The 25,770-nt window shown below is 61.6% G+C and carries 20 protein-coding genes; 11 read left to right on the forward strand and 9 right to left on the reverse strand.

Annotated elements, in window-relative coordinates; all coding sequences use genetic code 11:
* Positions 1-22: 22 nt before the first annotated feature.
* The 3 genes from POS17_RS24060 to POS17_RS24070 all read left to right on the forward strand — a co-directional run bounded on the left by POS17_RS24060 (position 23) and on the right by POS17_RS24070 (position 4,614).
* A complete protein-coding gene (locus tag POS17_RS24060) occupies positions 23-3,130 on the forward strand; it encodes a transglycosylase domain-containing protein (protein WP_060840834.1) in 3,108 nt (1,035 codons plus the stop codon).
* Positions 3,131-3,253: 123 nt separating this feature from the next.
* Positions 3,254-3,832 (forward strand): PadR family transcriptional regulator, encoded by a 579-nt coding sequence (locus tag POS17_RS24065; RefSeq protein WP_060840835.1) that lies wholly within the window; start codon positions 3,254-3,256, stop codon positions 3,830-3,832.
* Complete coding sequence (locus POS17_RS24070) at positions 3,829-4,614, forward strand: siderophore-interacting protein (RefSeq protein WP_060840836.1); 786 nt, start codon at positions 3,829-3,831, stop codon at positions 4,612-4,614. The genes POS17_RS24065 and POS17_RS24070 overlap by 4 nt, the downstream gene beginning before the upstream one ends.
* A gap of 6 nt (positions 4,615-4,620) precedes the next feature.
* On the opposite strand, the gene POS17_RS24075 is transcribed toward POS17_RS24070, so the two are convergent.
* Together POS17_RS24075 and POS17_RS24080 are read right to left on the reverse strand one after the other, a co-directional pair.
* Positions 4,621-5,289 (reverse strand): Pr6Pr family membrane protein, encoded by a 669-nt coding sequence (locus POS17_RS24075; protein ID WP_060840837.1) that lies wholly within the window; start codon positions 5,287-5,289, stop codon positions 4,621-4,623.
* A gap of 8 nt (positions 5,290-5,297) precedes the next feature.
* Positions 5,298-5,528, reverse strand: a complete 231-nt coding sequence (locus tag POS17_RS24080) for a VF530 family DNA-binding protein (RefSeq protein WP_019093117.1) — start codon at positions 5,526-5,528, stop codon at positions 5,298-5,300.
* Positions 5,529-5,793: 265 nt separating this feature from the next.
* On the opposite strand from POS17_RS24080, the gene POS17_RS24085 reads away from it, so the two are divergent.
* Positions 5,794-7,833: a TonB-dependent receptor gene (locus POS17_RS24085; protein WP_060840838.1), complete on the forward strand. Its 2,040-nt coding sequence runs from the start codon at positions 5,794-5,796 to the stop codon at positions 7,831-7,833.
* A 66-nt stretch (positions 7,834-7,899) separates the two neighbouring features.
* Here the strand turns inward: POS17_RS24085 and POS17_RS24090 are convergent, their stop codons facing one another.
* Positions 7,900-9,288, reverse strand: a complete 1,389-nt coding sequence (locus tag POS17_RS24090) for an aminotransferase-like domain-containing protein (protein WP_060840839.1) — start codon at positions 9,286-9,288, stop codon at positions 7,900-7,902.
* A 307-nt stretch (positions 9,289-9,595) separates the two neighbouring features.
* On the opposite strand from POS17_RS24090, the gene POS17_RS24095 reads away from it, so the two are divergent.
* The 3 genes from POS17_RS24095 to POS17_RS24105 all read left to right on the forward strand — a co-directional run bounded on the left by POS17_RS24095 (position 9,596) and on the right by POS17_RS24105 (position 14,932).
* The gene (locus POS17_RS24095; RefSeq protein WP_060840840.1) at positions 9,596-10,798 is read left to right on the forward strand and encodes a benzoate/H(+) symporter BenE family transporter; all 1,203 of its coding nucleotides are present in this window, start codon (positions 9,596-9,598) and stop codon (positions 10,796-10,798) included.
* A 223-nt stretch (positions 10,799-11,021) separates the two neighbouring features.
* Positions 11,022-12,395: a carbohydrate porin gene (locus POS17_RS24100; protein WP_060840841.1), complete on the forward strand. Its 1,374-nt coding sequence runs from the start codon at positions 11,022-11,024 to the stop codon at positions 12,393-12,395.
* Positions 12,396-12,511: 116 nt separating this feature from the next.
* Positions 12,512-14,932 carry a glucose/quinate/shikimate family membrane-bound PQQ-dependent dehydrogenase gene (locus POS17_RS24105; protein ID WP_060840842.1) on the forward strand — a complete coding sequence of 807 codons (2,421 nt, stop codon included), beginning with the start codon at positions 12,512-12,514 and terminating at the stop codon, positions 14,930-14,932.
* A 112-nt stretch (positions 14,933-15,044) separates the two neighbouring features.
* On the opposite strand, the gene POS17_RS31955 is transcribed toward POS17_RS24105, so the two are convergent.
* From POS17_RS31955 to tssI, 5 genes are all read right to left on the reverse strand, one after another.
* Positions 15,045-15,785, reverse strand: coding sequence for a hypothetical protein (locus POS17_RS31955; RefSeq protein WP_129406399.1), 741 nt, complete (start codon positions 15,783-15,785; stop codon positions 15,045-15,047).
* Positions 15,782-16,246 (reverse strand): hypothetical protein, encoded by a 465-nt coding sequence (locus POS17_RS31960; protein WP_129406398.1) that lies wholly within the window; start codon positions 16,244-16,246, stop codon positions 15,782-15,784. The genes POS17_RS31955 and POS17_RS31960 overlap by 4 nt, the downstream gene beginning before the upstream one ends.
* Before the next feature lie 254 nt (positions 16,247-16,500).
* Entirely contained in the window at positions 16,501-16,947 is a 447-nt protein-coding gene (locus POS17_RS24110) for an XAC2610-related protein (protein WP_129406397.1), read from the reverse strand.
* Between the two features lie 4 nt (positions 16,948-16,951).
* On the reverse strand, positions 16,952-19,180 hold the full coding sequence (locus POS17_RS31965; protein WP_129406396.1) for a M23 family metallopeptidase: 2,229 nt from the start codon (positions 19,178-19,180) through the stop codon (positions 16,952-16,954).
* 46 nt (positions 19,181-19,226) lie between these two features.
* Positions 19,227-21,257, reverse strand: a complete 2,031-nt coding sequence (tssI, locus tag POS17_RS24120; RefSeq protein WP_060840844.1) for a type VI secretion system Vgr family protein — start codon at positions 21,255-21,257, stop codon at positions 19,227-19,229.
* Positions 21,258-21,741: 484 nt separating this feature from the next.
* On the opposite strand from tssI, the gene POS17_RS24125 reads away from it, so the two are divergent.
* From POS17_RS24125 to POS17_RS24135, 3 genes are all read left to right on the forward strand, one after another.
* A complete protein-coding gene (locus tag POS17_RS24125) occupies positions 21,742-22,002 on the forward strand; it encodes a hypothetical protein (RefSeq protein ID WP_015636855.1) in 261 nt (86 codons plus the stop codon).
* A 229-nt stretch (positions 22,003-22,231) separates the two neighbouring features.
* Positions 22,232-22,525 carry a hypothetical protein gene (locus POS17_RS24130; RefSeq protein WP_047305906.1) on the forward strand — a complete coding sequence of 98 codons (294 nt, stop codon included), beginning with the start codon at positions 22,232-22,234 and terminating at the stop codon, positions 22,523-22,525.
* Positions 22,526-22,631: 106 nt separating this feature from the next.
* The gene (locus POS17_RS24135) at positions 22,632-23,279 is read left to right on the forward strand and encodes a carboxypeptidase-like regulatory domain-containing protein (protein ID WP_060840846.1); all 648 of its coding nucleotides are present in this window, start codon (positions 22,632-22,634) and stop codon (positions 23,277-23,279) included.
* On the opposite strand, the gene POS17_RS24140 is transcribed toward POS17_RS24135, so the two are convergent.
* Positions 23,257-24,915: an ATP-binding response regulator gene (locus POS17_RS24140; RefSeq protein WP_060840847.1), complete on the reverse strand. Its 1,659-nt coding sequence runs from the start codon at positions 24,913-24,915 to the stop codon at positions 23,257-23,259. The genes POS17_RS24135 and POS17_RS24140 overlap by 23 nt on opposite strands.
* Positions 24,916-25,061: 146 nt before the next feature.
* On the opposite strand from POS17_RS24140, the gene POS17_RS24145 reads away from it, so the two are divergent.
* Positions 25,062-25,679: a LuxR C-terminal-related transcriptional regulator gene (locus POS17_RS24145; RefSeq protein ID WP_060840848.1), complete on the forward strand. Its 618-nt coding sequence runs from the start codon at positions 25,062-25,064 to the stop codon at positions 25,677-25,679.
* Positions 25,680-25,770: the final 91 nt, after the last annotated feature.

A 25,770-nucleotide genomic window follows, 5' to 3' on the forward strand; every position in this document is an offset into this window, starting at 1 on the left:
TGCGTGAATGGATCAATCGACTATGGGCGCTCTGTGGCAAACCGATTCGCGTAAAACCGCAGTGCCAGGCCACAGCGAGGACGAAGCGCCTTTACCCAAAAAGCCCCGAGCGCGCCGTTATGCCTGGCGCCTGTTCTGGCTGTTGCTGCTGATTGCCCTGATTGCCCTGGGGGTAGCCGCGTCCCGGGAGATGCGCACCTCCAAGCTCCAGGCCCGGGAATTCAGCCGGCTGGCCAGCGATTTGAGCTACTCCCTGCAACCCGGGCCCAGCGATGCCGTGCTCTACCCTGGCGCCGGTCCCTTCGACCGCCGCCTGGGCTACAGCGCCCTGGGGGAATTCCTGCCGCGCCTGCTCAAGCGCGGCTACCAGATCGACGCACAGACGCGGTTTTCCGCAGCGTTGATGGACTACAGCAAACATGGCTTTTTCGTGCCCTATACCGAAAAGATCCAGGCCGGGCTGTCCATCACCGATTGCCGCGCCGCGCCCTTGTACCGCTTCAATTATCCGCAACAGCTGTATGCCAGTTTCGCCAGCATCCCCCCGCTGATGGTGCACAGCCTGCTGTTCATCGAGAACCGCGACCTGCTGGATCCCAAGCTGGCCCTGGCCAATCCGGCGGTGGACTGGCCACGCTTCGCCAAGGCCGCCTGGTCCCAGGTGGCCAAGCTCATGCACCTGCCGGGACAGACAGCCGGCGGCAGCACCCTGGCCACCCAGCTGGAGAAATACCGCCACTCCCCCGACGGCCTGACGCTGTCCGGGGGCGAGAAGATCCGGCAGATGGTCTCTGCCAGCGTGCGTGCCTATCAGGATGGCCCGCAAACCCTGGAAGCCCGGCGCCGGATCGTCCGCGACTACCTCAACAGCGTGCCGCTGTCGGCAGTGCCCGGACACGGTGAGGTGCATGGCATGGCCGAAGGATTGCGGGTCTGGTACGGCGCCGATTTCGAACAGGTCAACCGGGCGTTGAGCAGCACCGCCAACGACTCGCAAAGCCTGGCCCAGCGCGGGTTGGCCCTGCGTCAGGTGCTGTCGCTGATGATCGCGCAACGTCGCCCTTCCCATTACCTGGCCAAGGGCCGCGCAGAGCTGGCGGAACTGACCGACAGCCATATCCGCCTGCTGGCCCAGAACGACATCATCGACCCGGCCCTGAGCGCCGCCGCCCTGGCCAGCAAGGTCAGCTACCGCGACTGGCAGCAACAGCCGACGATCCAGCCGATCGAAACCAACAAGGGCATCAGCGTGGCCCGCAGCCGGCTGGCGGCGCTGCTCAACCGGCCCCTGTACGACCTGGACCGCCTCGACCTGTCCGCCACCAGCACCCTGCAGAGCGACCTGCAACGCCAGGCCACCGACTACCTCAAGCACCTGGCCGACCCGGCCTTCGCCGCGCAGATCGGCGTGCTCGGCGAGCGCCTGTTGACCCCCACCAGCACCACCCAGGTGCGCTACAGCTTCACCCTGTTCGAACTGACCCCGGACGGCTCGCGGGTGCGAGTGCAGACCGACAGCACCGACCAGCCGTTCGATATCAACGAAGGCAGCAAGCTGGAACTGGGCTCCACTGCCAAGCTGCGGGTGCTGACCACCTACCTGCAGATCATCGCCGAGCTGCACGACAGGCATGCCGGACAGACCCCGGCCGAGCTGAAGAAGGTTGCGGTCAACGACCAGGACCGGCTGAGCCGCTGGGCCATCGACTACCTGATGCAGAACAGCGACCGCAGCCTGCCGAAGATGCTCGACGCGGCCCTGGACCGCACCTACTCCGCCAGTCCCGGCGAAGCCTTCTTCACCGGGGGCGGGGTGCATCACTTCCACAACTTCCGCAATGAAGACAACGGCCGCAGCCCGACCCTGCGCGATGCCCTGCGCGAATCCATCAACCTGCCGTTCATCCGCCTGATGCGCGATCTGGTGCGCTACAGCACCTACGGTGGCGACAGCGCCAGCGCCGAACTGCTCAGCGACGACGCCAACCCGCGGCGCCAGGAGTACCTGGCGCGCTTCGCCGATCGCGAAGGCACGTCGTTTCTCCTGCGGTTCTGGAAGAAGTACCGCAACAAGGACACCCAGACACGCCTGGACACCTTTCTCGACGGCATGCATCCCACGGCGATCCGCCTGGCCGCGGTGCACCGCTACCTGCTGCCCGATGCCAGCCAGGAAAGCTTCAAGCGCTTTGTCCGGGCCCACATGAAAAACGCCAAGACCGGCGAAAAGCTCACCGACGAACGCCTGGACAAGCTCTACGCCAGCTATGGCCCGGGAGCCTACGACCTGCCGGACCAGGGCTACATCGCCAAGGTCCATCCCCTGGATCTGTGGCTGCTGGGCTACCTGATGAACAACCCCGACGCGAGCTTCAGCCAGATCGTCAAGGCCAGCGAGTTCGAGCGTCAGGAGGTGTACAGCTGGCTGTTCAAGAGTCGCCATCGCAGCGCCCGGGACAGTCGCATCCGCACCATGCTGGAGATCGAGGCGTTTCTGGATATTCACCAGCGCTGGCAGAGCGTCGGCTATCCGTTCGACCACCTGGTGCCGTCCCTGGCCACCGCCATCGGCAGCTCCGGCGACCGTCCGGCGGCCCTGGCCGAGCTGGTGGGCACCATCCTCAACGACGGCGTGCGCCTGCCGACCTTGCGCATCGACAGCCTGCACTTCGCCGCCGGCACGCCCTACGAAACCCGCCTGAGCAATGACCCGGGCAAGGGCAAGCGGGTCATGCCGTCGGAAGTCGCCACGGCCCTGCGCGGGGCCTTGTCCCAGGTGGTGGATGCCGGCACCGCGAAACGGGTGTCCGGCAGCTTCAAGCTGGCGGATGGCACCCCGCTGGCCATGGGCGGCAAGACCGGCACCGGCGACAACCGCATCGAAGCCATCGGTGCCGGCGGTCGGGTGCTGAGTTCCAAGTCCATCAACCGCACCGCGACCTTCGTGTTCTATATCGGCGAGCACCACTTCGGCACCCTCACCGCCTACGTGCCGGGCGCCTCGGCACAAGCCTTCAAGTTCACCTCGGCCTTGCCGGTGCAGGTGCTCAAGGGCATGGCGCCGATCCTCATGCCGTACCTGCAGCCGGACAGCAGTACCCAGTGCCTGGGCAACCTCGCCCAACGCTGAATCCGGGTTCGTCGTTCACTCCTCCTTCTCCGACAAACGGCCGCTGCGTCGCGGGCAGAAATGCTTGCACGCCACTTAAGATATATCTTAAGTTATGTCTAAATCGAAACGGAGAACGAGAAAATGAGCGAGCATCACCCTCCTCCCCATCGTGAACACGGGGACAACCATGAGATTTTCGAACGCCGCCCCGGCCGCGAACGCGGTGGTCGCGGCCCCCGGGTCTTCGCCCCCGGCGACCTGAAACTGCTGCTCTTGGCGCTGATCGCCGAACAGCCGTGCCACGGCTACGACCTGATCCGCCAGATCGAAAGCATGTTCGACGGCGCCTACAGCCCCAGCCCCGGGGTGATCTACCCGACCCTGACCTTCCTGGAAGAAAGCGAGCTGATCCTGGGCGACGCCGAAGGCGGCAAAAAGCGCTACAGCGTGACCGACGCCGGACGTCAGTCCCTGCAGGAGCAAGCCATCGCCCTGGACGGCGTGCGCATGCGCATCGAAGTCAGCAAGCGTTCCCTGCGCGGGCACGATCGCCCCGCGGAGATCCACGAGGCGGTGCACAACCTGCGCCACGCCCTGCAGATGCACCACGGCCGCTGGAGCCCGGAAGAAATCCTCCGGGTCCGCGACCTGCTGAACAACACCGCCAAGGCCATTGTCGATGGCCCCCTCAGCCACCCTGCCCAGGAGAAAAGCCAATGACTGCCAGCCCAGAACTGTCCATTCACCGGGTCATGCACGAGATCAAGCGCCGGCGCCTGGAGGTCCTGCGCGTCGTCGACCTGACCCCGCGCATGCGCCGCATCACCCTCGGCGGGCCCGAGCTGGCCGGCTTCATCAGCCTGGGCAGCGACGACCATGTGAAGCTGCTGTTTCCGCAGAACGCCGAACAGCAAGCCGCCCTGGAAACCCTGGTGCTGGGCCCGGGCAAGGACAGCGGCCCGATGCCGGCCATGCGCGACTACACCCCACGCCGCTACGACCTGGAGCTGGGCGAACTGGACATCGACTTCGTGCTCCACGGCGACGGCCCGGCCTCGACCTGGGCCGAGCAGGCCAAGCCGGGGCAGTACCTGCACATCGGCGGCCCCCGGGGCTCGATGATCGTGCCGGACATCTTCGACAGCTACCTGTTGATCGGCGATGAAACCGCCTTGCCGGCCATTGCCCGGCGCCTGGAAGAGCTGCCGGCCGGCCGCCGGGTGCTGGCGGTGATCGAGGTGCAGGACGCCGCCGAACGTCAGCCCCTGGACAGCGCCGCCGAGGTGCAGGTGATCTGGGTCGAACGTGACGGTGGCGGGCAGGACCTGCTCAGCACCGTGCGTCAGTTGCAGATGCCGCCAGGCAAGCTGTACGCCTGGGTGGCCACCGAGAGCAAAGTGTCGCGCCAGGTTCGTCGGGTGTTGCTGGATGAACACCGGCTCAACGACGAATTCGTCAAGGCTGCCGGTTACTGGCGCCTGGACAGCAGCGAAGCGGAATAACCCCGCCTACCGGGGCTGGGATTGGCGCCCGCCCAGCCAGCGGTCCAGGCCCAGCAACAGCAGGGACACCAGGACAAATCCGGCCAATATCCCCAGGGCATTGAGCAACACCTGGGGATACCCCAGCTTGTCCACGGCAATGAAGGGATAGGGGTACAGCCCCAGCAGATTTCCGCGCAACAGCAGGTAGGCGAAATACAGCACCGGGTAGAGTATCCACAGACCGATGTGCTTGAGTCGCAGCCCGCCCTTGGGCACGCAACACCACCAATAGAGCAAAAACAGCAGCGGCATCACGTCGTGCAGCAACTCATCGGCCAGCCATTGCCAGCCCTGGGGATGCCACAGGTGACGCAACAGCAGGCTGTAGGCCAAGCCCACCAGCACAATGCTCGCCGCCACCGCGCCACTGACCGCGGGCCTGAGCATGAATGCCTGCCCCCGGGATATCCGCAGGTTCAGGGCGCAGGTCAGCACACTGGCCACCAGGGTGTTGCTGAGCACGGTGAAGAAGCTGAAGAAATTCACCAGGCCGCCCAACAGACTGGCGCCCACCTCCCAGCGCAGCAGCAGGATCAGGTACAGCTGGACGGTCAGCCCGAACCAGCCAAGGATCGCCGCCACGGCAATCAGGCCGCGCCGAGTGAACAGCCCCCGCAGCGAGAAGCCAGCCATGGGGTTCCTTAAAGCGGGCGCTTGGTGCGTTGCAACTTCACGTAGAGCTTCTCGACCTTTTCCCGCGCCCAGGGCGTCTTGCGCAGGAAGGTCAGGCTCGACTTGATGCTCGGATCGCTCTTGAAACAGCGGATATCGATGCGCTCGGCCAACCCCGACCACTCGTAGTGCTCCACCAGCGCCTTGAGGATCTGTTCCAGGGTCACGCCATGCAGCGGGTCGGTGTGGGTGTCGGTCATGCCAGGCCTTTGCGGGAAGAAAAGAGGGAAAGCCGCGCACCTTAGCCGAGGGCATGCCCCCGCGCCAGAGCGCTTGAATAACTGTAGCCGCCACCCGCCCGTGCGGTGCTCGGGCATGAGCGGCAAAAAGTTCCTGGCTTTTCGCGATAAAAGAGATGTTATATTGTATCAATCAATAACAACTCACCCGCATTCTGGGCACCCCCGTGTCCCGCCTGTCCTCTGACTCAAAGCGCCTAGCGCCCTGCTTGCCAAGGAATGACCGATGTCCCGTTCAGCCTCCCGTCCTTCTCGCTCTTTACTGTGGCGCCTGTCGCCCCTGTCCGCCGCACTGCTGCTCGCCTCCCAGGCCCACGCCGTGGAATTGCCCCGGCAGGTCATCACCGCCAACCCTTTGGGCAGCACCGAGCTGGCCGCCCCGAGCACCGTGCTGGAAGGCGACCAACTGACCCTGGAACAGAAAGGCAGCCTCGGTGAAACCCTGAACAAACAGCCGGGGGTGTCTTCGTCCTACTTCGGCCCCGGCGCCAGCCGCCCGGTGATTCGCGGCCTGGACGGCGACCGCATCCGCATCCTGCAGAACGGCGTCGGCGCCCTGGATGCTTCGTCGCTGTCCTACGATCACGCGGTGCCCCTGGACCCGGTGAACGTCGAGCGCATTGAAATCGTCCGCGGCCCGGCGGCCCTGCTGTACGGCGGCAACGCCATTGGCGGGGTGATCAACAGCTTCGACAATCGCATTCCCACCGAAGCCATCGAAGGGATTCACGGCGCCGGCGAGTTGCGCTACGGCGGCGCCGACACCACCCGCAGCAGCGCCGGCAAACTGGAAGCCGGCGACGGCACCTTCGCCCTGCACCTGGACGCCAACTCCCGGCAGTTCAACGACCTGAAGATTCCCGGCTACGCCCGCAGCCGCCACGCCCCGGCCAGTGACGACGGCGATGCCAAGAAAGGCCGCCTGGGCAACAGCGACGGACGCCAGGACGGCGGCGCCATCGGCGGTTCCTACACCTGGGACGACGGTTATGCCGGCCTGTCCTACAGCAACTACGACTCCAACTACGGCTCCCCCGCCGAAGACGACGTGCGCATCCGCATGAAGCAGGACCACTACGCCTTCGCTTCGGAACTGCGCAACCTGCAGGGCCCGTTCAGCTCGCTCAAGTTCAACGCGGGCTACACCGACTACCAACACCGTGAGATCGAGGGCGGCGAAACCGGCACCACCTTCAAGAACAAGGGTTACGAAGCCCGGGTCGAAGCCCGGCACCAGCCCCTCGGCCCGCTGGAAGGGGTGATCGGCGCCCAGGTCAATCGCAACGAGTTCTCCGCCCTGGGCGAAGAAGCCTTCGTCCCGCAAACCGATACCAACAGCGGCGCGCTGTTCATCCTCGAAGAGCTGCAAGCCACCGAACGCCTGCGCCTGAGTCTCGGCGGGCGCCTGGAACACACCACCGTGGACCCGGACGGCAAAGGCAACCCACGCTTCGCCCAGGCCGACAAGTCCAGCAGCTTCACCGCCGGCAGCCTGTCCTCCGGCGCGGTCTACACCCTGACCCCGGTCTGGTCCCTGGCCGCGACCCTGGGCTACACCGAACGCGCTCCGACCTTCTATGAGCTGTATGCCAACGGCGCTCACGTCGCCACCGGCACCTATGAAGTGGGCAACGCCAAGCTGTCGAAGGAAAAAGCCGTGTCCAGCGACCTGGCCCTGCGCTTCGACAACGGCACCCACAAAGGCAGCGTCGGGGTGTTCTACAGCCACTTCTCCAACTACATCGGCCTGCTGGGCACGGGCCGGACCCTCAACGATGAAGGCGAAGAAGAGGCAGGCGGAATTCCGGAATACGCCTACAGCGGAGTACGAGCACGCTTCACCGGGATCGAAGCCCAGGATCGCTGGACCCTGGGGGAAAGCGCCTACGGCAAGTTCGCCCTGGAGCTGTCCGGCGACTACACCCGGGCCAAGAACCTGGACAACGGCCAGGACCTGCCGCGCATTGCTCCGCTGCGTCTGAACAGCGGCCTGCTGTGGGAACTGGATCGCTGGCAGGCGCGCCTGGATGTGCAACATGCCGCCAGCCAGGGCCGGGTGCCGGACCACGAAAGCGGCACCGATGGCTACACCACCTTTGGCGCCAGCGCCGGCTATCGCTTCGACATCGGCCATAGCCAGTGGCTGGCCTTCGTCAAGGGCGAGAACCTGACCAACCAGACCGTGCGCTACGCCAGCTCGATCCTGCGGGATATCGCCCCGGCCGCCGGGCGCAGCGTGGAAGTGGGCTTGCGCACCACCTTCTAAGGGCCCTGTTCGCCGACAAGCCGGCTCCTACCGATCGGTGCAGGAGCCGGCTTGCCGGCAAAGGGCTTAGCGATAACGGCGCGGGTCCGCCTCGATCAGGCTGGCCAGCTGAGTCAGGGCAAAACGCAACTCGTCCCGGGTGGTGGGCGACATCAGCACCACCCGCACACAACGGGAGCTGACGCCGCGTTCCACCTGGAACTGGCTGCCGCTCATCACCAGCACCCCATTGGCCCGGGCCAGGGTGGCGAACTCATCAGCGCTCCACGGCTCCGGCAACGTCAGCCACAGGTGATAGCTGTGGGGCTGGGTCTGGATCTGCAGACCGGCAAACACCTCCCGGGCAATCGCCTGGCGCACTGCCGCTTCGCTGCGCTGGGTCTGCACCAGCTTGCGATCCAACCCCTCGACAATCACGTTGCTGGCCAATTGCGCGGTCAGGGGCGACGGCATCCACACACTGCTGCGAACCATCGAGCTCAGGCGCGACAGCAGCTTGGGCGGGCTGTAGAGGTAACCCACGCGCAACGCCGGCATGATCGCCTTGGACAGGCTGGTGAGGTACACCGAACGCTGCGGCGCATAGCTGGAAAGCGGCTTGATCGACGGATCGGTGGCAAGAAAGCCGTAGATATCGTCGTCGATGATCAGAAAGTCGAACTCTTCGGCAATCGCCGCGATCTGCGCCCGGCGCCGGGGCGACATGATCGCCGTGGTGGGGTTCTGACAACTGGCGACGCACACCAGCAATGTCGGTTTTTCCCGCAGGCACTGCTCGCGCAGGGCCTCGGGCAGCATCCCCTCCTCGTCCATCGCCACGCCCCTCAGGCGCCGCTCCAGGCCATGGGCCACGGAGATGATGCCCGGGTAGGTCAACGACTCGCAAAGCAGCAGGTCACCGGCGTTGCTCAAGGCGCTGATGGCCACCGTCAGGCCGTGCTGGGCCCCAGCCGTCAGCACCACCTGTTGCCAATGGACTTCGGACAGGGAGTGGCGCAACCACTGGGCACCGGCTTCGCGATGGGCCGGATGGCCGCCGTCGGGGGCGTAGTCCAGGGCGCGGCCGAAGTCGCTGCTGTGGGCCATGCCCACCAGAGCGCCGCGCAACCAGTACTCCAGGGTTTCGCTGTAGGGCTTGATGATCGACAGGTCCAGGACGTCGGACTGGCCCAGGGACAGCGACGGCGCGCTGGAACCTTCGGGCAACGCCAGCGGCGGCTGCGCCAGCACGTAGGTGCCACGCCCGACTTCCCCCTGCACCAGCCCGCGCCGCTGGGCTTCGCTGTAGGCGCGGCTGATGGTGCCGGGGGTGACATTCAGGGTCACCGCCAGCTCGCGCAGGGTCGGCAGACGATCACCGTCATTCAACAGGCCGCTGCCGATATCCCGCGCCAGGGCATCGGCAATGGACAGGTAGACCGGCTGATTGAACTCGCTTAACTGGGGAACCCACATGGAGGCTGATGACCATCGGCTGCGTTGAGGTGGACCGGAGCATATCACAGCCGTGCATCGACCTTAACATCGACTCATTTGACAAATTGATTCGATCCATAGGCCAAACCGCTGGCCTAGATTCGTCCAACAACTTTTTGAAAACCCTATAAAGCCCTATAAATCAGTAACTTGACTTTCAATCACCAACGATTTTGCCGTGCCCACATCGAGAAACAATTGAATCGATTCAATTCATTGAAATACACTCGACCCTCGCCAACTCAATCGACTCAACTTCTTCCACCCCATGCCCAGTCGAGATGCCATGCACAGTCTCAGCAAGGACCTGTCCCTCTCCGCCGTGATCGCCGGCCTGATCGCCGTGATCATTTCCTACGCCGGCCCCTTGATCATCGTGTTCCAGGCCGCCCGCGAAGCCCATATGCCCAGTGACCAGGTGTCGTCCTGGATCTGGGCCATCTCCATCGGCAGCGGCCTCACCGGCCTGCTGCTGAGCTGGCGCCTGAAAGTGCCGGTGATCACCGCCTGGTCCACTCCCGGCGCAGCGCTGCTGGTATCGATGCTGCCCACGGTATCGCTGCCCCAGGCCATCGGCGCCTATGTCGTGGCCTCGTTGATCATCGCCGTGCTCGGCCTGTCCGGGGCCTTCGACAAGCTCATGAGCCGCCTGCCCAAGGCCATTGCCGCGGCCATGCTGGCGGGCATCCTGTTCCGCTTCGGCGCCGGGCTGTTCACTTCGGTGACCCTGCAACCGGCCCTGGTGCTGGCAATGATCGCCGCCTATCTGCTGGGCAAACGCTTCTCGCCACGCTACGCGATTCTCGCGGTGCTGCTGGTGGGCTGCGCCGTGGCCGCCGGCCTTGGCGAGTTCAACGGCGGCTCCATCACCCTGGCCCTGGCCGAACCGATCTTCATCGCCCCCGAGTGGAACTGGCACGCCATCGTCAACATCGGCCTGCCCCTGGCCCTGGTGACCCTGACCGGGCAATACGTGCCGGGCATGGCGGTGATGCGCAGCGCCGGCTACACCACCCCGGCGCGCTCGATCGTGTCCTGGACCGCCATCACGTCGGCGCTGCTGGCGCCCTTCGGCTCCCACGGCATCAACCTCGCCGCCATCACCGCCGCCATCTGCACCGGCCGCGAAGCCCACGAAGACCCGAACAAGCGCTACATCGCCGGGATCGCCTGCGGCCTGTTCTACATCCTCATGGGGATTTTCGGCGCGACCCTGGCCTCGGTGTTCGCCGCCCTGCCCAAGGAACTGATCGCGGCCCTGGCCGGCCTGGCCCTGTTCGGTGCCATCAGCGCCGGGCTCAGCGGCGCCATGGCCGACGAGAAGCAACGTGAAGCCGCGCTGATCACCTTCCTGGTCACCGCCTCGGGCATGAGTTTCCTCGGCCTGGCGGCGGCGTTCTGGGGGCTGATCTTCGGCCTGGTGGCGCACTGCGTCTTGAGCTACACCCGGCAGAAACACGCCCTCGCCGCGGCCACCGCGCCGCGCTGAACCTGCCCGGCCCCGGCCACTGTTACCGAATCCGAAAGGGTTCATGTCAATAAAAGCGCTTTCTCTCCAGGAGACGGCGCTTTATCCTTCGCACCCTGAAGCTGAAACGCTTCATCTTTCCTTTTGAAATCAGCGGCATGCCACCTTGATCCATCGCGATCAAAGCCACGCAGCCTGCCCTTGCTTCTGCCTATTCCTAGAAAAAGACCTGACTCGAATGCCTATGCCCGTTTTTCAGCGCTTAAAAGACAGCGCTGTCCTGACTCCCGTTGCCCTGCCCAAGACCCTGAGCCTGCTCGGCGCCCTGGGGTTCGCCGCCTGCGCCCAGGCCGCCCCGGCCTTCGACAGCGACTCGCCCTGGATGCTCGGCGACTGGAACGGCACGCGCACGGAACTGGCGAACAAGGGCTACGACTTCAAGGTCGACTACGTCGGCGAGATGGGGTCGAACCTGCACGGTGGCTACGACCACGACCGCACCGCGCGCTACAGCGACCAGTTCGCCTTCGGCAGCCACCTGGACCTGCAGAAGATCCTCGGCTGGGATGACGCCGAGTTCCAGTTGACGGTGACCAAGCGCGACGGCGACAACATCAGCAACGACCGGATCAACGACCCACGGGTCGGCGGCTTCACCTCGGCCCAGGAAGTCTGGGGCCGCGGCCAGACCTGGCGCCTGACGCAGATGTGGTACCAGCAGAAATTCTTCGACCAGAAGCTCGACATCAAGGCCGGCCGCTTCGGCCAGGGCGAAGACTTCAACAGCTTCCCCTGCGACTTCCAGAACCTGGCGTTCTGCGGCTCCCAGGTGGGCAACTGGGCTGGCAGCGTCTGGTACAACTGGCCGGTCAGCCAGTGGGCGCTGCGGGTCAAATACCACCTCTCGCCCGAGGTCTACGCGCAGATCGGCGCCTATGAGCAGAACCCATCGAACCTGGACCGCGACAACGGCTTCAAGCTCAGCGGCAGCGGCACCCAGGGCACCCTGTTGCCGGTGGAACTGGTGTGGACGCCCAAGCTCAACGGCCTGGCCGGTGAGTACCGCGCCGGCTACTACTACAGCAGCGCCAAGGCCAGCGACGTGTACAAGGACAGCAACGGCCAGAGCGCGGCCCTGAGCGGCGAAGCCTACCGCAGCAGCTCAAGCAAGCACGGCCTGTGGTTCGGCGCGCAACAGCAAGTCACCAGCGTCGCCAGCGACCATTCCCGCGGCCTGAGCCTGTTCGCCAACGTCACCGCCCATGACAAGAAGACCAACGCCATCGACAACTACGTCCAGGCCGGCCTGGTCTACAAGGGCCTGTTCGATGCCCGCGCCAAGGACGACATCGGCTTTGCCCTGGCCCGAGTCCACGTCAACCCGGCGTACCGCAAGAACGCCCAGGCCAGCAACCAGGCCCGCGCGATCTACGACTACAACAACCCCGGCTACCTGCCGCCGCAGGACACCGAATACAGCGCCGAGCTGTACTACGGCGTGCACCTGGCCAACTGGCTGACCGTGCGCCCCAACCTGCAATACATCCGCCATCCCGGTGGCGTGAGCCAGGTCGACGACGCCCTGATCGGCGGGATCAAGATCCAGAGTTCGTTCTAAGGCCCCTGGTACCCAACAACGTCATTCACAGTTTTCAGCTGAACCAAGCCCGCGCCTGATCGTCATCTACAGTGAACAAGCGCGGGTCCACTCTTAACGTCACGGAGAACCACACTATGAGCACTGAGGGTGCTTCAAGTCCGAGCCGCTGGCTGCCAAGCCTGCTCGGGATCTTGCTGCTGCTAATGGGCCTGGCCTTGCTGGCCGGGGGGATCAAGCTGAGCATGCTCGGCGGCTCGCTGTACTACGTCCTGGCCGGTATCGGCCTGACGCTGACCGGCCTGCTGTTGCTGGCCGGCAAACGCGCGGCACTGGGTCTGTACGCCCTGGTGCTGTTCGCCAGCACCGTCTGGTCGCTGTGGGAAATCGGCCTGGACTGGTGGCAACTGGTGCCACGCCTGTCGCTGTGGTTCGCCCTCGGCGTGGTCCTGCTGCTGCCCTGGTTCCGCCGTCCGCTGCTGCGCGATGGCCCGGCACCGATGGGCACCGCGGCCCTGAGCGTGGCCGTGGTCCTGGCCGGTGGCGCCGCTATCGGCAGCCAGTTCACCCACCCTGGGGAAATCTCCGGCGACCTGGGCCGCGACAGCGCCGACATGACCAGCACTGCGCCAGCCATCCCTGATGGTGACTGGCAGGCCTACGGCCGCACCGAGTTCGGTGACCGCTACTCGCCGCTGAAGCAGATCACCCCGGCCAACATCGGCAAACTGCAGGAAGCCTGGCGCATCCGCACTGGCGACATGCCGACCGACAAGGACCCGGTGGAGATCACCAACCAGAACACCCCGCTGAAGGTCAACGGCAAGCTCTATGCCTGCACCGCCCACAGCAAGGTGCTGGCTCTGGACCCGGATACCGGCAAGGAAATCTGGCGCTTCGACCCGCAGATCCAGGGCCCCAACGGCGACGATTTCCGTGGCTGGGCGCACATGACCTGCCGTGGCGTGTCGTACTACGACGAAGCCAACTTCAAGAACACCGATGCCATCAGCCAGCCGGCCACCCTGTCCCCGGCGGGCCAGGCCATCGCTGCCAGCTGCCCGCGTCGTCTGTTCCTGCCCACCGCCGATGCGCGCCTGATCGCCATCAACGCCGACACCGGCAAAGTCTGTGAAGACTTCGGCAACAAAGGCGCCGTGGACCTCAAGGCCGGTATCGGCCCGTTCACCCCGGGCGGCTACTACTCCACCTCGCCGGCGGCCATCACCCGCAACCTGGTGATCATCGGCGGCCACGTCACCGACAACGAATCGACCAATGAACCGTCCGGCGTGATCCGCGCCTTCGACGTGCACGACGGTCACCTGGTGTGGAACTGGGATTCGGGCAACCCCGACGAAACCGCTCCCCTGCCGGAAGGCAAGACCTACACCCGCAACTCGCCGAACATGTGGTCCCTGGCCAGCGTCGACGAGAAACTGGGCATGGTCTACCTGCCACTGGGCAACCAGATGCCTGACCAATGGGGCGGCAACCGCACCGCAGGCGCCGAGAAATTCAGCGCCGGCACCGTGGCCCTGGACATCGACACCGGCAAGCTGCGCTGGAACTACCAGTTCACCCACCACGACCTGTGGGACATGGACGTGGGCAGCCAGCCGACCCTGCTCGACATGAAGACCGCGAACGGCGTCAAGCCGGCGCTGATCCAGCCGACCAAGCAAGGCAGCCTGTACGTGCTGGACCGTCGCGACGGCACCCCGATCGTACCGATCCAGGAAATCCCGGCCCCGACCGGCGCGGTCGAAGGCGACCACACCGCCCCGACCCAGGCCCGCTCGGACCTGAACCTGCTGCCACCGCCACTGGACGAGAAAGCCATGTGGGGCGCCACGCCGTTCGACCAGATGCTGTGCCGCATCCAGTTCAAGGAACTGCGCTATGAAGGTCAGTACACCCCGCCGTCGGTGCAGGGCAGCCTGATCTACCCGGGCAACGTCGGCGTGTTCAACTGGGGCAGCGTGTCGCTGGACCCGGTCCGTCAACTGCTGTTCACCAGCCCGAACTACATGGCCTTCGTTTCCAAGCTGGTGCCGCGGGCCGAAGTCGCCGCCGGCAGCAAGCGCGAAAGCGAAACCTCGGGCGTGCAACCCAACACTGGCGCGCCTTACGCGGTGATCATGCACCCGTTCATGTCGCCTCTGGGCGTACCCTGCCAGGCACCGGCCTGGGGCTACGTGGCCGGTATCGACCTGACCACCAACAAGGTGGTGTGGAAGCACAAGAACGGCACCAGCCGCGACAGCTCTCCAATCCCGATCGGCCTGCCGATGGGCGTACCGAGCATGGGCGGCTCCATGGTCACCGGCGGTGGCGTGGGCTTCCTCAGCGGCACCCTGGACCAGTACATCCGCGCCTATGACGTGAAAAACGGCAAGGAACTGTGGAAATCCCGCCTGCCAGCGGGCGGCCAGGCCACGCCGATGAGCTACACCGGCAAGGACGGCCAGCAGTACGTCCTGGTGGTCGTGGGCGGCCACGGCTCCCTGGGCACCAAGATGGGCGACTACATCATTGCCTACAAACTGGCGGAATAAGCGTTACCGACAGGGATGAAAAAGGCGGCTACCTACGGGTAGCCGCCTTTTTTTGTGATCGCTACGCATTAGGAATATCACTCCCCTTAGGGAGTACAGCTTTTCTGTATGCTTAATTTAAAAATACAATACCTGACGCCACCCTCTTTAATTCACTGAAAGTTTTCGCACTTATCGATAGTGGCTCTGGGGCATTCTCAGCACTGCCGAGTAAAACACTTTCGCCTTTAATCAGGCAAAACGTTACTCGACCAAATGTAGGTGTGTCTTTGTTTTTGTATCCAACAATGAAGCCGCTCAAATTTTCATTTTTTATTTCTTCAAATACATAACTATTGGCGGCTCCGGCTTTTTCTGTTGGCCTCCACCCTGCCTCGCTCAGCGCCCCCGGGCATTTAAATGCATTATCATTTTTGATTTGCTGCAGTTCAGGGCTGTCACTGCTTAGCTGATTTTCGAATGCCGGCTCAAAATCAAAGTATTTTGCATTGTCACACATCAAACCAAACCATTTCGAGTTCAGCCCAGATTTTTTCTTAAAACTCCAACTGTATCCAAAGCTTGTTTCGGCCTGTGATAAATATGGCCAATCTTTGATTTTTTCATTTGATTTTGACTCAAGAAATACAACGTCTGGCGTATTAAACCTTAAGCGTTGCCCCTTGAGCAGCAGCATGCTGTATAGACAATGGCTCTGGTGAATTTCTACTGTGCTTTTCCCAGTGGCATATATGCTTTCCCTGATACCATTGCCTAACTTGATGGTTTCGCCACCAACAGCGGCAAAAGAAAAGATCAGCAGTAAGCATAGTTGCGCTTTTGCCAAGCCCAACATCCATTTTATGATATTCACCACTCAATACTCCTGCGAACATAATCCAGTGGAACCATGGATAGGCTATTGGCGGACATTGGAAATTGCAGTCTATCCATTAAAACAACCTGTGCATTTGCAAATGCCATGAATCGTGCCTGGATTCCCCATATAGACGAAAAATTTGATGATGGTGATCCAGTATTAATTGTTGCGGCAACATTTCCAAACGCGGAATTTTCGTAATAGTGTTTCGTCTGAAGGTTTGTCGTGACAGCCCTTAATGTACTGAAAGGCGCCGCATAGTATCCATCTGCCTGTTTGGCTGACCCAGACCATAACCCATATGCGTCGGCGCTGTTGGTGGTATCAAACGATGCCTTTACAGCCTCTCGTTTTACAATGATCTCTTGAGGGATGCCCGTAGATATATCGTTCAAAGAGTTTATCGGATCATACATGAATCCCCCCTGAGCAATAGGGCGATTATTATTGGTCATGACCAACCTGCTCATTAAAGCTTGTGAAATCTGATTGTCGATGCCCCCCTTGAATCTCCAATATTCAATATAGTTTCCAATATGGGTTAAATGCAGGAAGTCTATACAGCGTCAAGAACTGTACCATTATGGGCTATCCTCATGACTTGTTTGATACCCTTGTATCTCTTGAGTGGCATTGGCAAAAAAACATGCCATTCGGACAGGTGTACTAAAAGGAACTTGTGATTCTGGTTAGCAGTTGGCCACTTTCATCAGAAGCTAGTAACGCACTGCTTTGGGATATTATCCTCATAGTAGGTACTGTTTAGACTTCTGTTTTTTTTATCAGTCACGAGATTGATAAATTCATCACCACAACTTGGAAAGATCTCTGTGAAGGCTATTGTTTTAACGTCATAAATAAACACTCTAAAGATCCTGTAAGTACCCATCCCATCATCAGTATGCCAAACAGCAAAATCCCCCACTCCGTCAAAATTGAAATCATCAAGCGCTATATGTAGCTTCTTATCTGTTTCAAAAGCAAAGTCGCTTACCTTATGATTCCCATTACTCTTCACATCTATATTCAAGCTTAATCCGTCCCACGAAAGCTTTACTTCGCTTTCTTTGTCGGGGTTGAATCTTAGCGATTGCGCTTGAATAGACACGCAAACAAAGGTTACTAGCGCCGCCAAAATTGCTTTTTTAACATTCATCTGACTACTCCGCAGGCTGCATATCTGCATGGATAGTAGCCTTCCCTGTAGGAGATATGATTATTGTTTGGGTTTCAGCAATGCTGTCTGTAAGCTTTCGAAGCATATAGGCAGTATAGGCCTGTCTCTCGTAATATCCGTTGCCGCCGCCGTTAACTAGACGATTGATCAGTCCTATATTATTAGCCGAGTACAACCTGTCTGAAACTCTGTTTATATTCATTCCACCAGAGAAGACTTTAGACACCCAGTAAAAACCGCCCGAGTCACACGCATTATATTTGCTCTCTGCAACTATATCTGGATCAAATCTTGGAGCCCAGACAAAAGCAATCCCCCCATCATCCGGATGTGCTGAGTAGTGCATTGAAACGTTAGTCAGGCGTGGAGGGATATTCGAAATCCTTTCAGTATATGCGCCTACATGATTTCTAAAACCTCGGTACTCTCCATAAGCTTTGTAGTTTTTAGCCCAAGTCAACTGCATTATCCCTCTTCCGTAGAACACGCTATAAAATTCAGTTGCGGGGTTTAGCACAGAATACCGACCAAAACCCCACTCATGCATTAAGCGCTTACTTCCACCGATATTTCTCCACTGTGCCGTTTCAAGAAGTACTTGCGCTAAAAATATAGAAATTCTCTTCCTGTCTGCACCCAAATATTTTCTTATGGCTTTATTTAGATCCTCTATATGGCTTGACACTCTATTTTCCGCACTTCTTCTATTTGTGGTATATGTCTGGCCACTTGTATTTATGGAAGTTCTTGGATTTCCGCTCGCGGTATAAAACATGTGCTTGGGAAACGTACCTCCAACTTCAACCAAACTCAGCCATCCACACTTTCTAAAAACCCGAATAAACTCCTTTGGTGGGAAATGCCAGTGCTCTGAATTAACATCTTTCAGATCCATATTTTCCCAAAAAGCCAACGCCTCATAGTGCAACTTCAATTTTTCTTGAGCCTGCGCGGAAATAATAGGCTCATTACCTTCACTCAACCAGTTGTACCTGTTGAAGAAATTGGCTCTTTCCCATTCGCTGGGAAATTTACAAATCAGTCGTTTAAGTTTTTTCTGGTTTTCAGGTGTGTTGATCATCGCACTATAGGCAGTACGCTGTTGTGGCGTCACTGGAATCTCGGAAATGCCCAGTAATTCCATAACCTGTTCAGACTGGCAACGACCATCACCATCGGTGTCATCGTCAATCAACTTCCAACCCTGCCAATGGGGAAAGTCGGCGTCGCTATAGACAGTAACTGTAGGACTTTTCAGGTTGACCCAGCCGACGCCTGCCGGATGGGCGCCGCTCGCCGGATAGGCTACTTGTCGCCAGTGCGCCGCATCATGGGGCTGTAGTAGATCTGGACCCAATATCCGGCCAAATCGCAATAACTCATAACCCGCACTCGGTGAACGGGGATACAACGTACTGGCAGTCGTATAGAGGTTGTATTCGTAATCTTGCGTTTCCTGCCGTTCTCCCAGTCGAGTGCCAACTTCATCGAGAGTGGTTAATGTGCACTGTCCTTTCCCATAGTTCATAGAAACAAAATAGGCATCGATATGCCGGTGAACAATGGCCGACTCATTAGTTGCGCTTGTTGGGTTGGTCGGGCGGGCGGCATAGAACAGTATTTCTGGAGGAATGTAGAAGTGAATATCGCCCCAACAACTATCAGTTCGCCCATTCCTGGTGGTGGTCAGGCGCCCGGTACTCCTGCCTAGAAAATGGCCAAGTTGCTCCTGGGAGCAGATGACTTCAAAGTGGATTTTATGGGGAGCACCATAAATCCTGCCCGCCGTACCTAATTCGTCCTTCCGGTAAATAGGCATATCAATTGCGATGTTGACGGATTTAATAGCGGATAAGTGCATGTAGATTGAATAAAAAACAACCTTGGCGTGGGCGCCTTCGCCTATATCCGTTTCGTGTTTCAGAATCAGGCAGCCGTTATCGGTCCAGCCATTTCGATAATTCAAAGGATGGCTGGTATCGGTGTTGGTTGCCGTAGGCTGACGAACATAAGCCACGGTTCCATCGGCGATGGCGCGAACGGGCAGGTGAGTGTTCCCTTCCCTCGGTGCCGTGAGATGGATACCACCGTGCCAGATCATGTTCTGACCGAGAGGAAAGGCTCCTTCAGTACTGTTCATCGCCCGATTGAGATACTCCTCATCGCTTTCGTTTGGGGCGGCTAACGGGAGAAAAGGTGGGCTGATCAACATAGTCGGACTCCATATCCATCAATCTGCATGTCCATAAAAACGAGGGTTACAGCGAGAACGGATAATCTTCTTCAGGTTTGGTTTTCTGCTTGGGATTCACCAAAGCCTTCTCCATCAAGCTCCCGGCCTTATCCTTGTCCGCCACACCGGGTAGCACCGGCGGCTGGATTCCAATGCCAGAGCCTGCCGCTGCCGCGCCCCCCGCATTCACCTTGAGCAACGCCCCCTTCACGCTGATGCCGCTGGCATCGAGCTTGATAAAGCTGCCCCCGGCTTGCACCGTCAGTTCACTGGCCGCTTCGATCACCATTTTCTGGCCCGCTTGCAGATGAATCTCACGCCCGACCTGGAGCAGTTGTGCGGTGCCCAGCTTGATGTGCTGGTCTTGCGCCACGTTCAGGTGGTCGTCGGCGCGGATTTCGGTTTTGCGCTCGCCGTGGACGGTGCGGTGTTCCTCGGCCTTGAGTTCGCTGTAGCTGTTGCCTTCAACCGTGTCGTGACGCTCGTGGCCGACGCGAATTTTCTGGTCGTGCTGGATGTTTTCATCCCAGTCGCGCTGGGCGTAGACGAAGATCTGTTCGGCGCCTTTTCTGTCTTCGACGCGCACTTCATTGAAACCGCCGCCGCCCGGCGAACTCAGGGTCTTGAAGGTGCTGCGGGTCTTGTTGGCCGGCAGTTCGTAGGGCGTCGGGTGTTCCTGGTGGTACAGGCAACCGCTGATCAGCGGCTGGTCGGGGTCGCCTTCAAGAAAGTCCACCAGCACTTCCATGCCGATGCGCGGGATGGCGAGGGCGCCATAGCGGTCGCCGGCCCAGCTGGACGCCACTCGCAGCCAGCAACTGGTCTGGTCGTCGCCCTGGCCTTCGCGGTCCCAGTGGAACTGCACCTTGACCCGGCCGTATGGATCGGTGTGGATTTCCTCTCCGGGCGGGCCGGTAACCACTGCGGTCTGACTGCCCAGGACCCGGGGTTTCGGATGGTCCAGCGCGGGGCGGAAGAATACCTCCCAGGGGGTGGCGAGGAAGCGGTTGCGGTAACCCTGTTGGAAGCCGTCTGCGGTCTCGGTGTCGCTGGTGATCGATTCCTCCAGCACCTGGGGCTGCTTGCCTTCGTGAGTCACCCGGGTCAGCAGCCACAGGTCGTTCCACTCCCCACGCGGGTGCTCGGACAATTGCAGAAAATGCCCGCTGATCAGCCGCGGTTCATCGCCCCAGCCCTCGGCCTGGCGGTAGTCGGCGCGGTGGCGTTCCAGGGCGCGCTGGCTGAGGGACTTGCCGCGCTGGCGATCGGTGAAGCGCCCGGGATAGTCGTAGTCCTCCAGGTCCGGTTCCTGGGTCTTGGCGTCGGGCTTGTAGGCAGCCTCCATTTGCAGGCGTGGCTTTTCGAAGTCGTAGTCGCGCCGGGTGATGCGGCTGGTGCGGGTTTCCAGGCGCACGTTGAAGCCCTTGATCACCGGCTCATCGGCCACCAGCCCGCTGCCCTGCACGTAGGCGGTGGGTCGCCCGAGCGTGCGGAACACGCTCTGGTTGTCGCTGAACACCAGCAAATGCGCCTCGCGGCTGTGCTGGAAGTGGTAGTGCAGGCCTTCTTCTTCGCACAGGCGCTGGATGAAGTGCAGGTCGCTTTCGTTGTACTGCACGCAGTAGTCGCGCTTGGGGCACGGGTGTTGAATCTGGAATTGGTAGGCATTGCCGAGGATGCCGTGCTCTTCGAGGATCAGGGCGATGATCTGCGGCGCCGAAAGCTGCTGGAAAATCCGCTGGTTGCTGCGGTGGCGCAGGTAATCCAGGTGCGGCAGCAGCGACAGGCTGTAGCGGCTCAGGCGCTGGCCGGCGTCGCCCTGGGCGATGCGTTGGATCAGGCCATGGATGCCATGGCCCTGGGGATCGAAGGCGAGAAAGGCCGGTTGGTGCAGCAGGGGTTCAATGTCGATGAAGGGGCGTTCGCTGACCAGTTGCAGGTCAAAGCGAAACGGCTGGCTGATGGCTTCGCTGCCCTGGAAGGCGAGCACCTGGAAGTCGTGCGGGATGCCTTGAATGTCCAGGCTGAAGTGGGTCTGGTCGGCCGGGCTGAACATGGGTCGCTCCTTGACGTGTTGCGGCTGATTCCATTAGCCGAAGCGCTGCGGGGCCGAGGCCTCGCTGCAGACGCGCAGTAACTTAGCAAGTTGCAACTCGTCACCTTTGTAGGAAATGTCTGAAATACCGACCGATCAGCCCGTTCCATGACCTCATTTATCTCACCGCCATCCGGGTGCTGAGGGTGCTGGAAGGAAAGTTGCGAATGCTCATGTGGCGGCTGATCGGTGGGAGCCCTCGGCATACCCTGCCCCTCAAATCGCGGTCACCGAAAATTCCTACAACTCGCGTCGAATCGCATCACCTTGTTCCTCAAAGGTTCAGCCCTTAAGGTCTGGGGGTCATTGCAAATTCAGTGACAGGGGTGTGGAAGCCCCTATCTCGTTAGGCGTAAACGACGCCACCTAGTGGCCATTCAGATTCCTGCGAGAGAGCCCCACAGCAATGAACAACAACGCAACTGACCAACCCGAGAGACGCTACATGCCCCTCACCAGCAACGACTACAACATCCCCGCCCTGCTGGTGGACACCCAGGCCCCACTGGACGCGCTCCACGAGGCCGCCGCCCACCGCATCCGCGCGGCCACCCAATTGCTGGAGAACATCGCCAGTCACGACAACCTGCAGAGCAACCCGGCCCTGCTCCAGGACTTCGCCCAGCTGTGCGTCATCCCTCTGCGCGACGGCTGCGACCTGCTGGACGTGCTCGGCCGGCGCCTGCAGGAACAACTGCTCACCTGAGCATGATCCGGGACCGGCAACACTTCGCCGGTCCCATCCGGCGGCCCTGTGCGCCTCCCCCAGCGCCCCGTAATTGCAAAGCGACATTAGCCCATTTGTGCTAATCGACCCTCCCCCAGCCCGGGGATATAGTGCCGGGCAACCACCCGATCTCCCCCAACACCGCCGTTCTGCGGTGTCGGGAGCGGCTGCGCCGTTGAAAACACAACAACACCAAGGAAGAGCCATCATGAAACTCCAGTCCAGCCTTCGTCCCCTCGCCCTGCTCAGCGCCCTGGCCCTTGCCCTGGGCGGTTGCGCCATCGCCAAACCGAGCAACGACGACCTCAAGAACCGCGCGCAAATTACCCTCGGCAAGCCGGTTTCCACGGTTTCCAACGTGCGCAGCGACGCGTCCCAGACCTACTTCACCGCCAGTACCAGCGCCGGCGAATACAACTGCGTATTGCCCAGCGGCGGCATGGTCGCCTTCGCCACCATGGGCGGAGCGGTAGCGCTGCCGGCCGAGTGCAGCAAGCAATAAAGCGCTAGCCCCATGGCCAACCTGGTTCGCCACGACGGGCTGCCCCGGTGTAGCAGCGGGACAGCGTCGGGCGAGCACCGCTCCCTCCTGAAAAGGTCCCGAGTTGATGAAACCCCGTCTCTTCATGGCGACAGGCATGGCCCTGCTCGCCTGTACCCTGATGGCCTGTGCGCCGCGCCAAGGGCGAACCCTGGCCGAATACCCGCCGGTGAAGATTCCCAGCGTGCAGTACCCCGACGTGCCCTTCGACACCCAGGCCGCGCGCGCCGCCCTGCAACCCGGCAGCGCCACGCTCACCGGCAAGTTCTGCATCGTCGGCAACGACGGCATCGAGGACAGCCGCGACGTCAAGATCTATCTCTACCCGGTCACCCCGCACTTGCAGGCCTGGCATAAGTTGCGCGCGTCCCAGCCCGAAGGCGCACCGGTGAGCATGGTCCCCGAGGCCCTGGCCGTGCACCGGGTGACCCGTACCGACGGCAACGGCATCTTCCAGTTCACCGGACTGCAACCGGGCCGCTACTTCGTCCAGGGCCAGGACATGGTGTACGGCACCAGCCGCTGGAACGAGTACGTGGGCACCGGCCAGAGCAACACCAACTACGGGCCGGTGACCACCCACTACTACACCGAGCGCAGTTCGATCTCTTCGTACTCAGGGATGCTGGATGACTTCGTCGAAGTGGCCAGCGGCGAGAACAAGAAGCTGACCATGACCAACTACCCCCTGCTTATCCCGTGCCGGACCTGGTAACCACCTCTGTCGCCGAAGCGCTGCGGGCCGACGCCAGCGGCGTTTCGCGCAGGGCGCGCAAGGTGCCCCGCAGTTCCACCGGGCGCACCGGCTTGGAGAGGATGGCGATGTTGCGGTCGTGCAGGGCCGCGTGGATTTTCTCGATGTCGTGCCCGGTGATGATCAGCGCCGGCACCTCCCAGCCGCGCTGTCGGCGGATGCTGTCGATGCATTCGATGCCCGAGGCCCGGGTGCCCAGGTCGTAGTCGGCGACGATGATGTCGCAGTCGGTCAGCAAATCTTCCCCGCTCGACTCGGCCTGGACCACGCAACCCCAGCGTTCCAGCAGCGCCGAGGTGGCCAGCAGGACGTTGCGGTCATCTTCCACCAGACAGACCCGCAACCCGGTCAGCAAGCCGCTCTGCAGCGCCTCGTCACGGCCGTGCAAGCGCTGTGGCGCGGCCGGTGACAAGCCATGCAGGCTGACCGTGGTGCCGTGATCGACCCGCGAGCGGAGCGTCACCTGCAGGCCGGTCAACTGCCCCAGGCGCTTGACGATGGACAGACCCAGGCCGACGCCTTCGACGTCCTTGTCGCGCAATTGGCGGACCCGGTAGAACTCATCGAAGATCTTCGGCAGATGCTCCTCGGCAATCCCCCGGCCCTGGTCATAAATGACAATGGCCAGGCCTGCGCCGCGCCGGCGCACGCCAATCAGCACCGGCCGTTCGGCGGCGTACTTGAAGCAGTTGGACAGCACGTTCTGCACCATGGTCGCCAACAACCCCGGATCGACTCGCACCCAATGGGCGCAAGGCCGCAACCGCAGCTCGACACCGGCCCAGCGCGCGGCTTCGGTGTTCTGGCGTACCAGGTCGCGCAGCAGCTCGCCCAGGTGCACGGTGTCGTACTTGGGCTGCACCCGCCCGTTGTCCAGGGTGTAGAGGTCGAGGATCGAACGGAACAGCTGCGAAACGTTGAGCAGCGAACGGTCGATGTTGTCCACCAGCCGCCGCTCATCCATCCCCAGGTTGGCTTCGCGCAGGCAGGCGGTGAACAGACCGATGGAGTGGATCGGCTGGCGCAGGTCATGGCTGGCCTGGGCCAGGAAGCGGGATTTTTCCAGGTTGGCGGCAATCGCCTCTTCGGACGCCAGGCGGGTGCGCTTGAGCAGGATATGGGCGTACACCGGAATCACCGTGCTGGTGATCATCAGCATCAGCACCATGTAGGGCTGGGCCTGCCAATAGGGGGTCAGCAGGTAGACCATGAACAGCGCGACCTGCGCCAGCACGGTGGCGATCGCCAGGTAGCGCGAACCGAAACGCATGCCATTGCCCAGGTTGACCCAGACCATCACCGCGTAGATCGGCAGCGCCCCCTCGCCGCCCACCACCAGGCCGTAACAGGTGCCGGTGTAGTCGTAGACCATGCCCAGGATGCGCCGCGCCGGGTAGTGCCCGGGCCAGCGGGCGATGGCCATGCGCAGGATGATCGACCCCAGCATGAACAGGGCAATGTAGATCATCACCGGCACATAAGGGTCGACCTGCTGCCCCGGCAGAAAGCCGATCACGGCAAACCAGACCAGGGCGCAACCGGACACGATAATCCGCAGGGTGGCCTGGTCGAGTTCGCTGTCCTTCTCAACGTTCATGCGATCACCTCCTTGTGCAATCTGTGTGGCCGTGGTCTTTTGCCGCTCGGCCAAAGCGCGTCTCGAACACGACCAGCGGCCCGTTATAACGCCGCGCGTCAAGTTAGCATGGGCGCAGGACTGGATGTTTCAAGGAGTTTCACGACATGACCTGCCGGATTATCGTCGCCGACGACCACCCGCTGTTTCGCGAAGGCATGCTGCGCACCCTTCAGCGCCTGCTGCCCGACGCCGTGCTGGAAGAGGCCGGCGACCTGGCCGCGGTGCTGGCCCTGGCCCAGGCCGGCGAGGAACCGGACTCGCTGATTCTCGACCTGCGCTTTCCCGGCCTGACCTCGGTGAGCCTGATTGCCGACCTGCGCCGCCAACTGCCGCGGACCTCGATCATCGTGGTGTCGATGGTCGACAACCAGGACCTGATCGGCGAGGTCATGGCCGCCGGGGCCGACGGTTTCATCGGCAAGAGCATCAGCCCGGAGGAGATCGGCCAGGCGATCCAGGCCATCCGCGAAGGCGAAGTGGTGGTCAAGTACGCGCCTTCCGGCCTGCTGCTGCCCCTGGATGCCGGCGCCGAAGTGAGCCAGCTGACCACCCGGCAACAGGAAGTCCTGCGGCTGATTGCCCAGGGCAAGACCAACAAGGAAATCGCCCGGGAACTGGAGATCTCGCCGTTCACCGTGCGCATCCATGTGTCGTCCCTGCTGCACACCCTCAAGGTGCCCTCGCGCGCCGCGGCCGCGGTGAAATTCGCCGGCGCCTGGTAAACCGAGACCTGGGCAGGGGCTGCGGCGGGCCAAGCGCTGCCCGGCGGCGACCGCGGCCATTGGTCCCGGTAGTCCCTTTAATGCTGGGAAG

It is taken from the genome of Pseudomonas sp. Os17 (assembly GCF_001547895.1).
Classification (GTDB): Bacteria; Pseudomonadota; Gammaproteobacteria; order Pseudomonadales; family Pseudomonadaceae; genus Aquipseudomonas.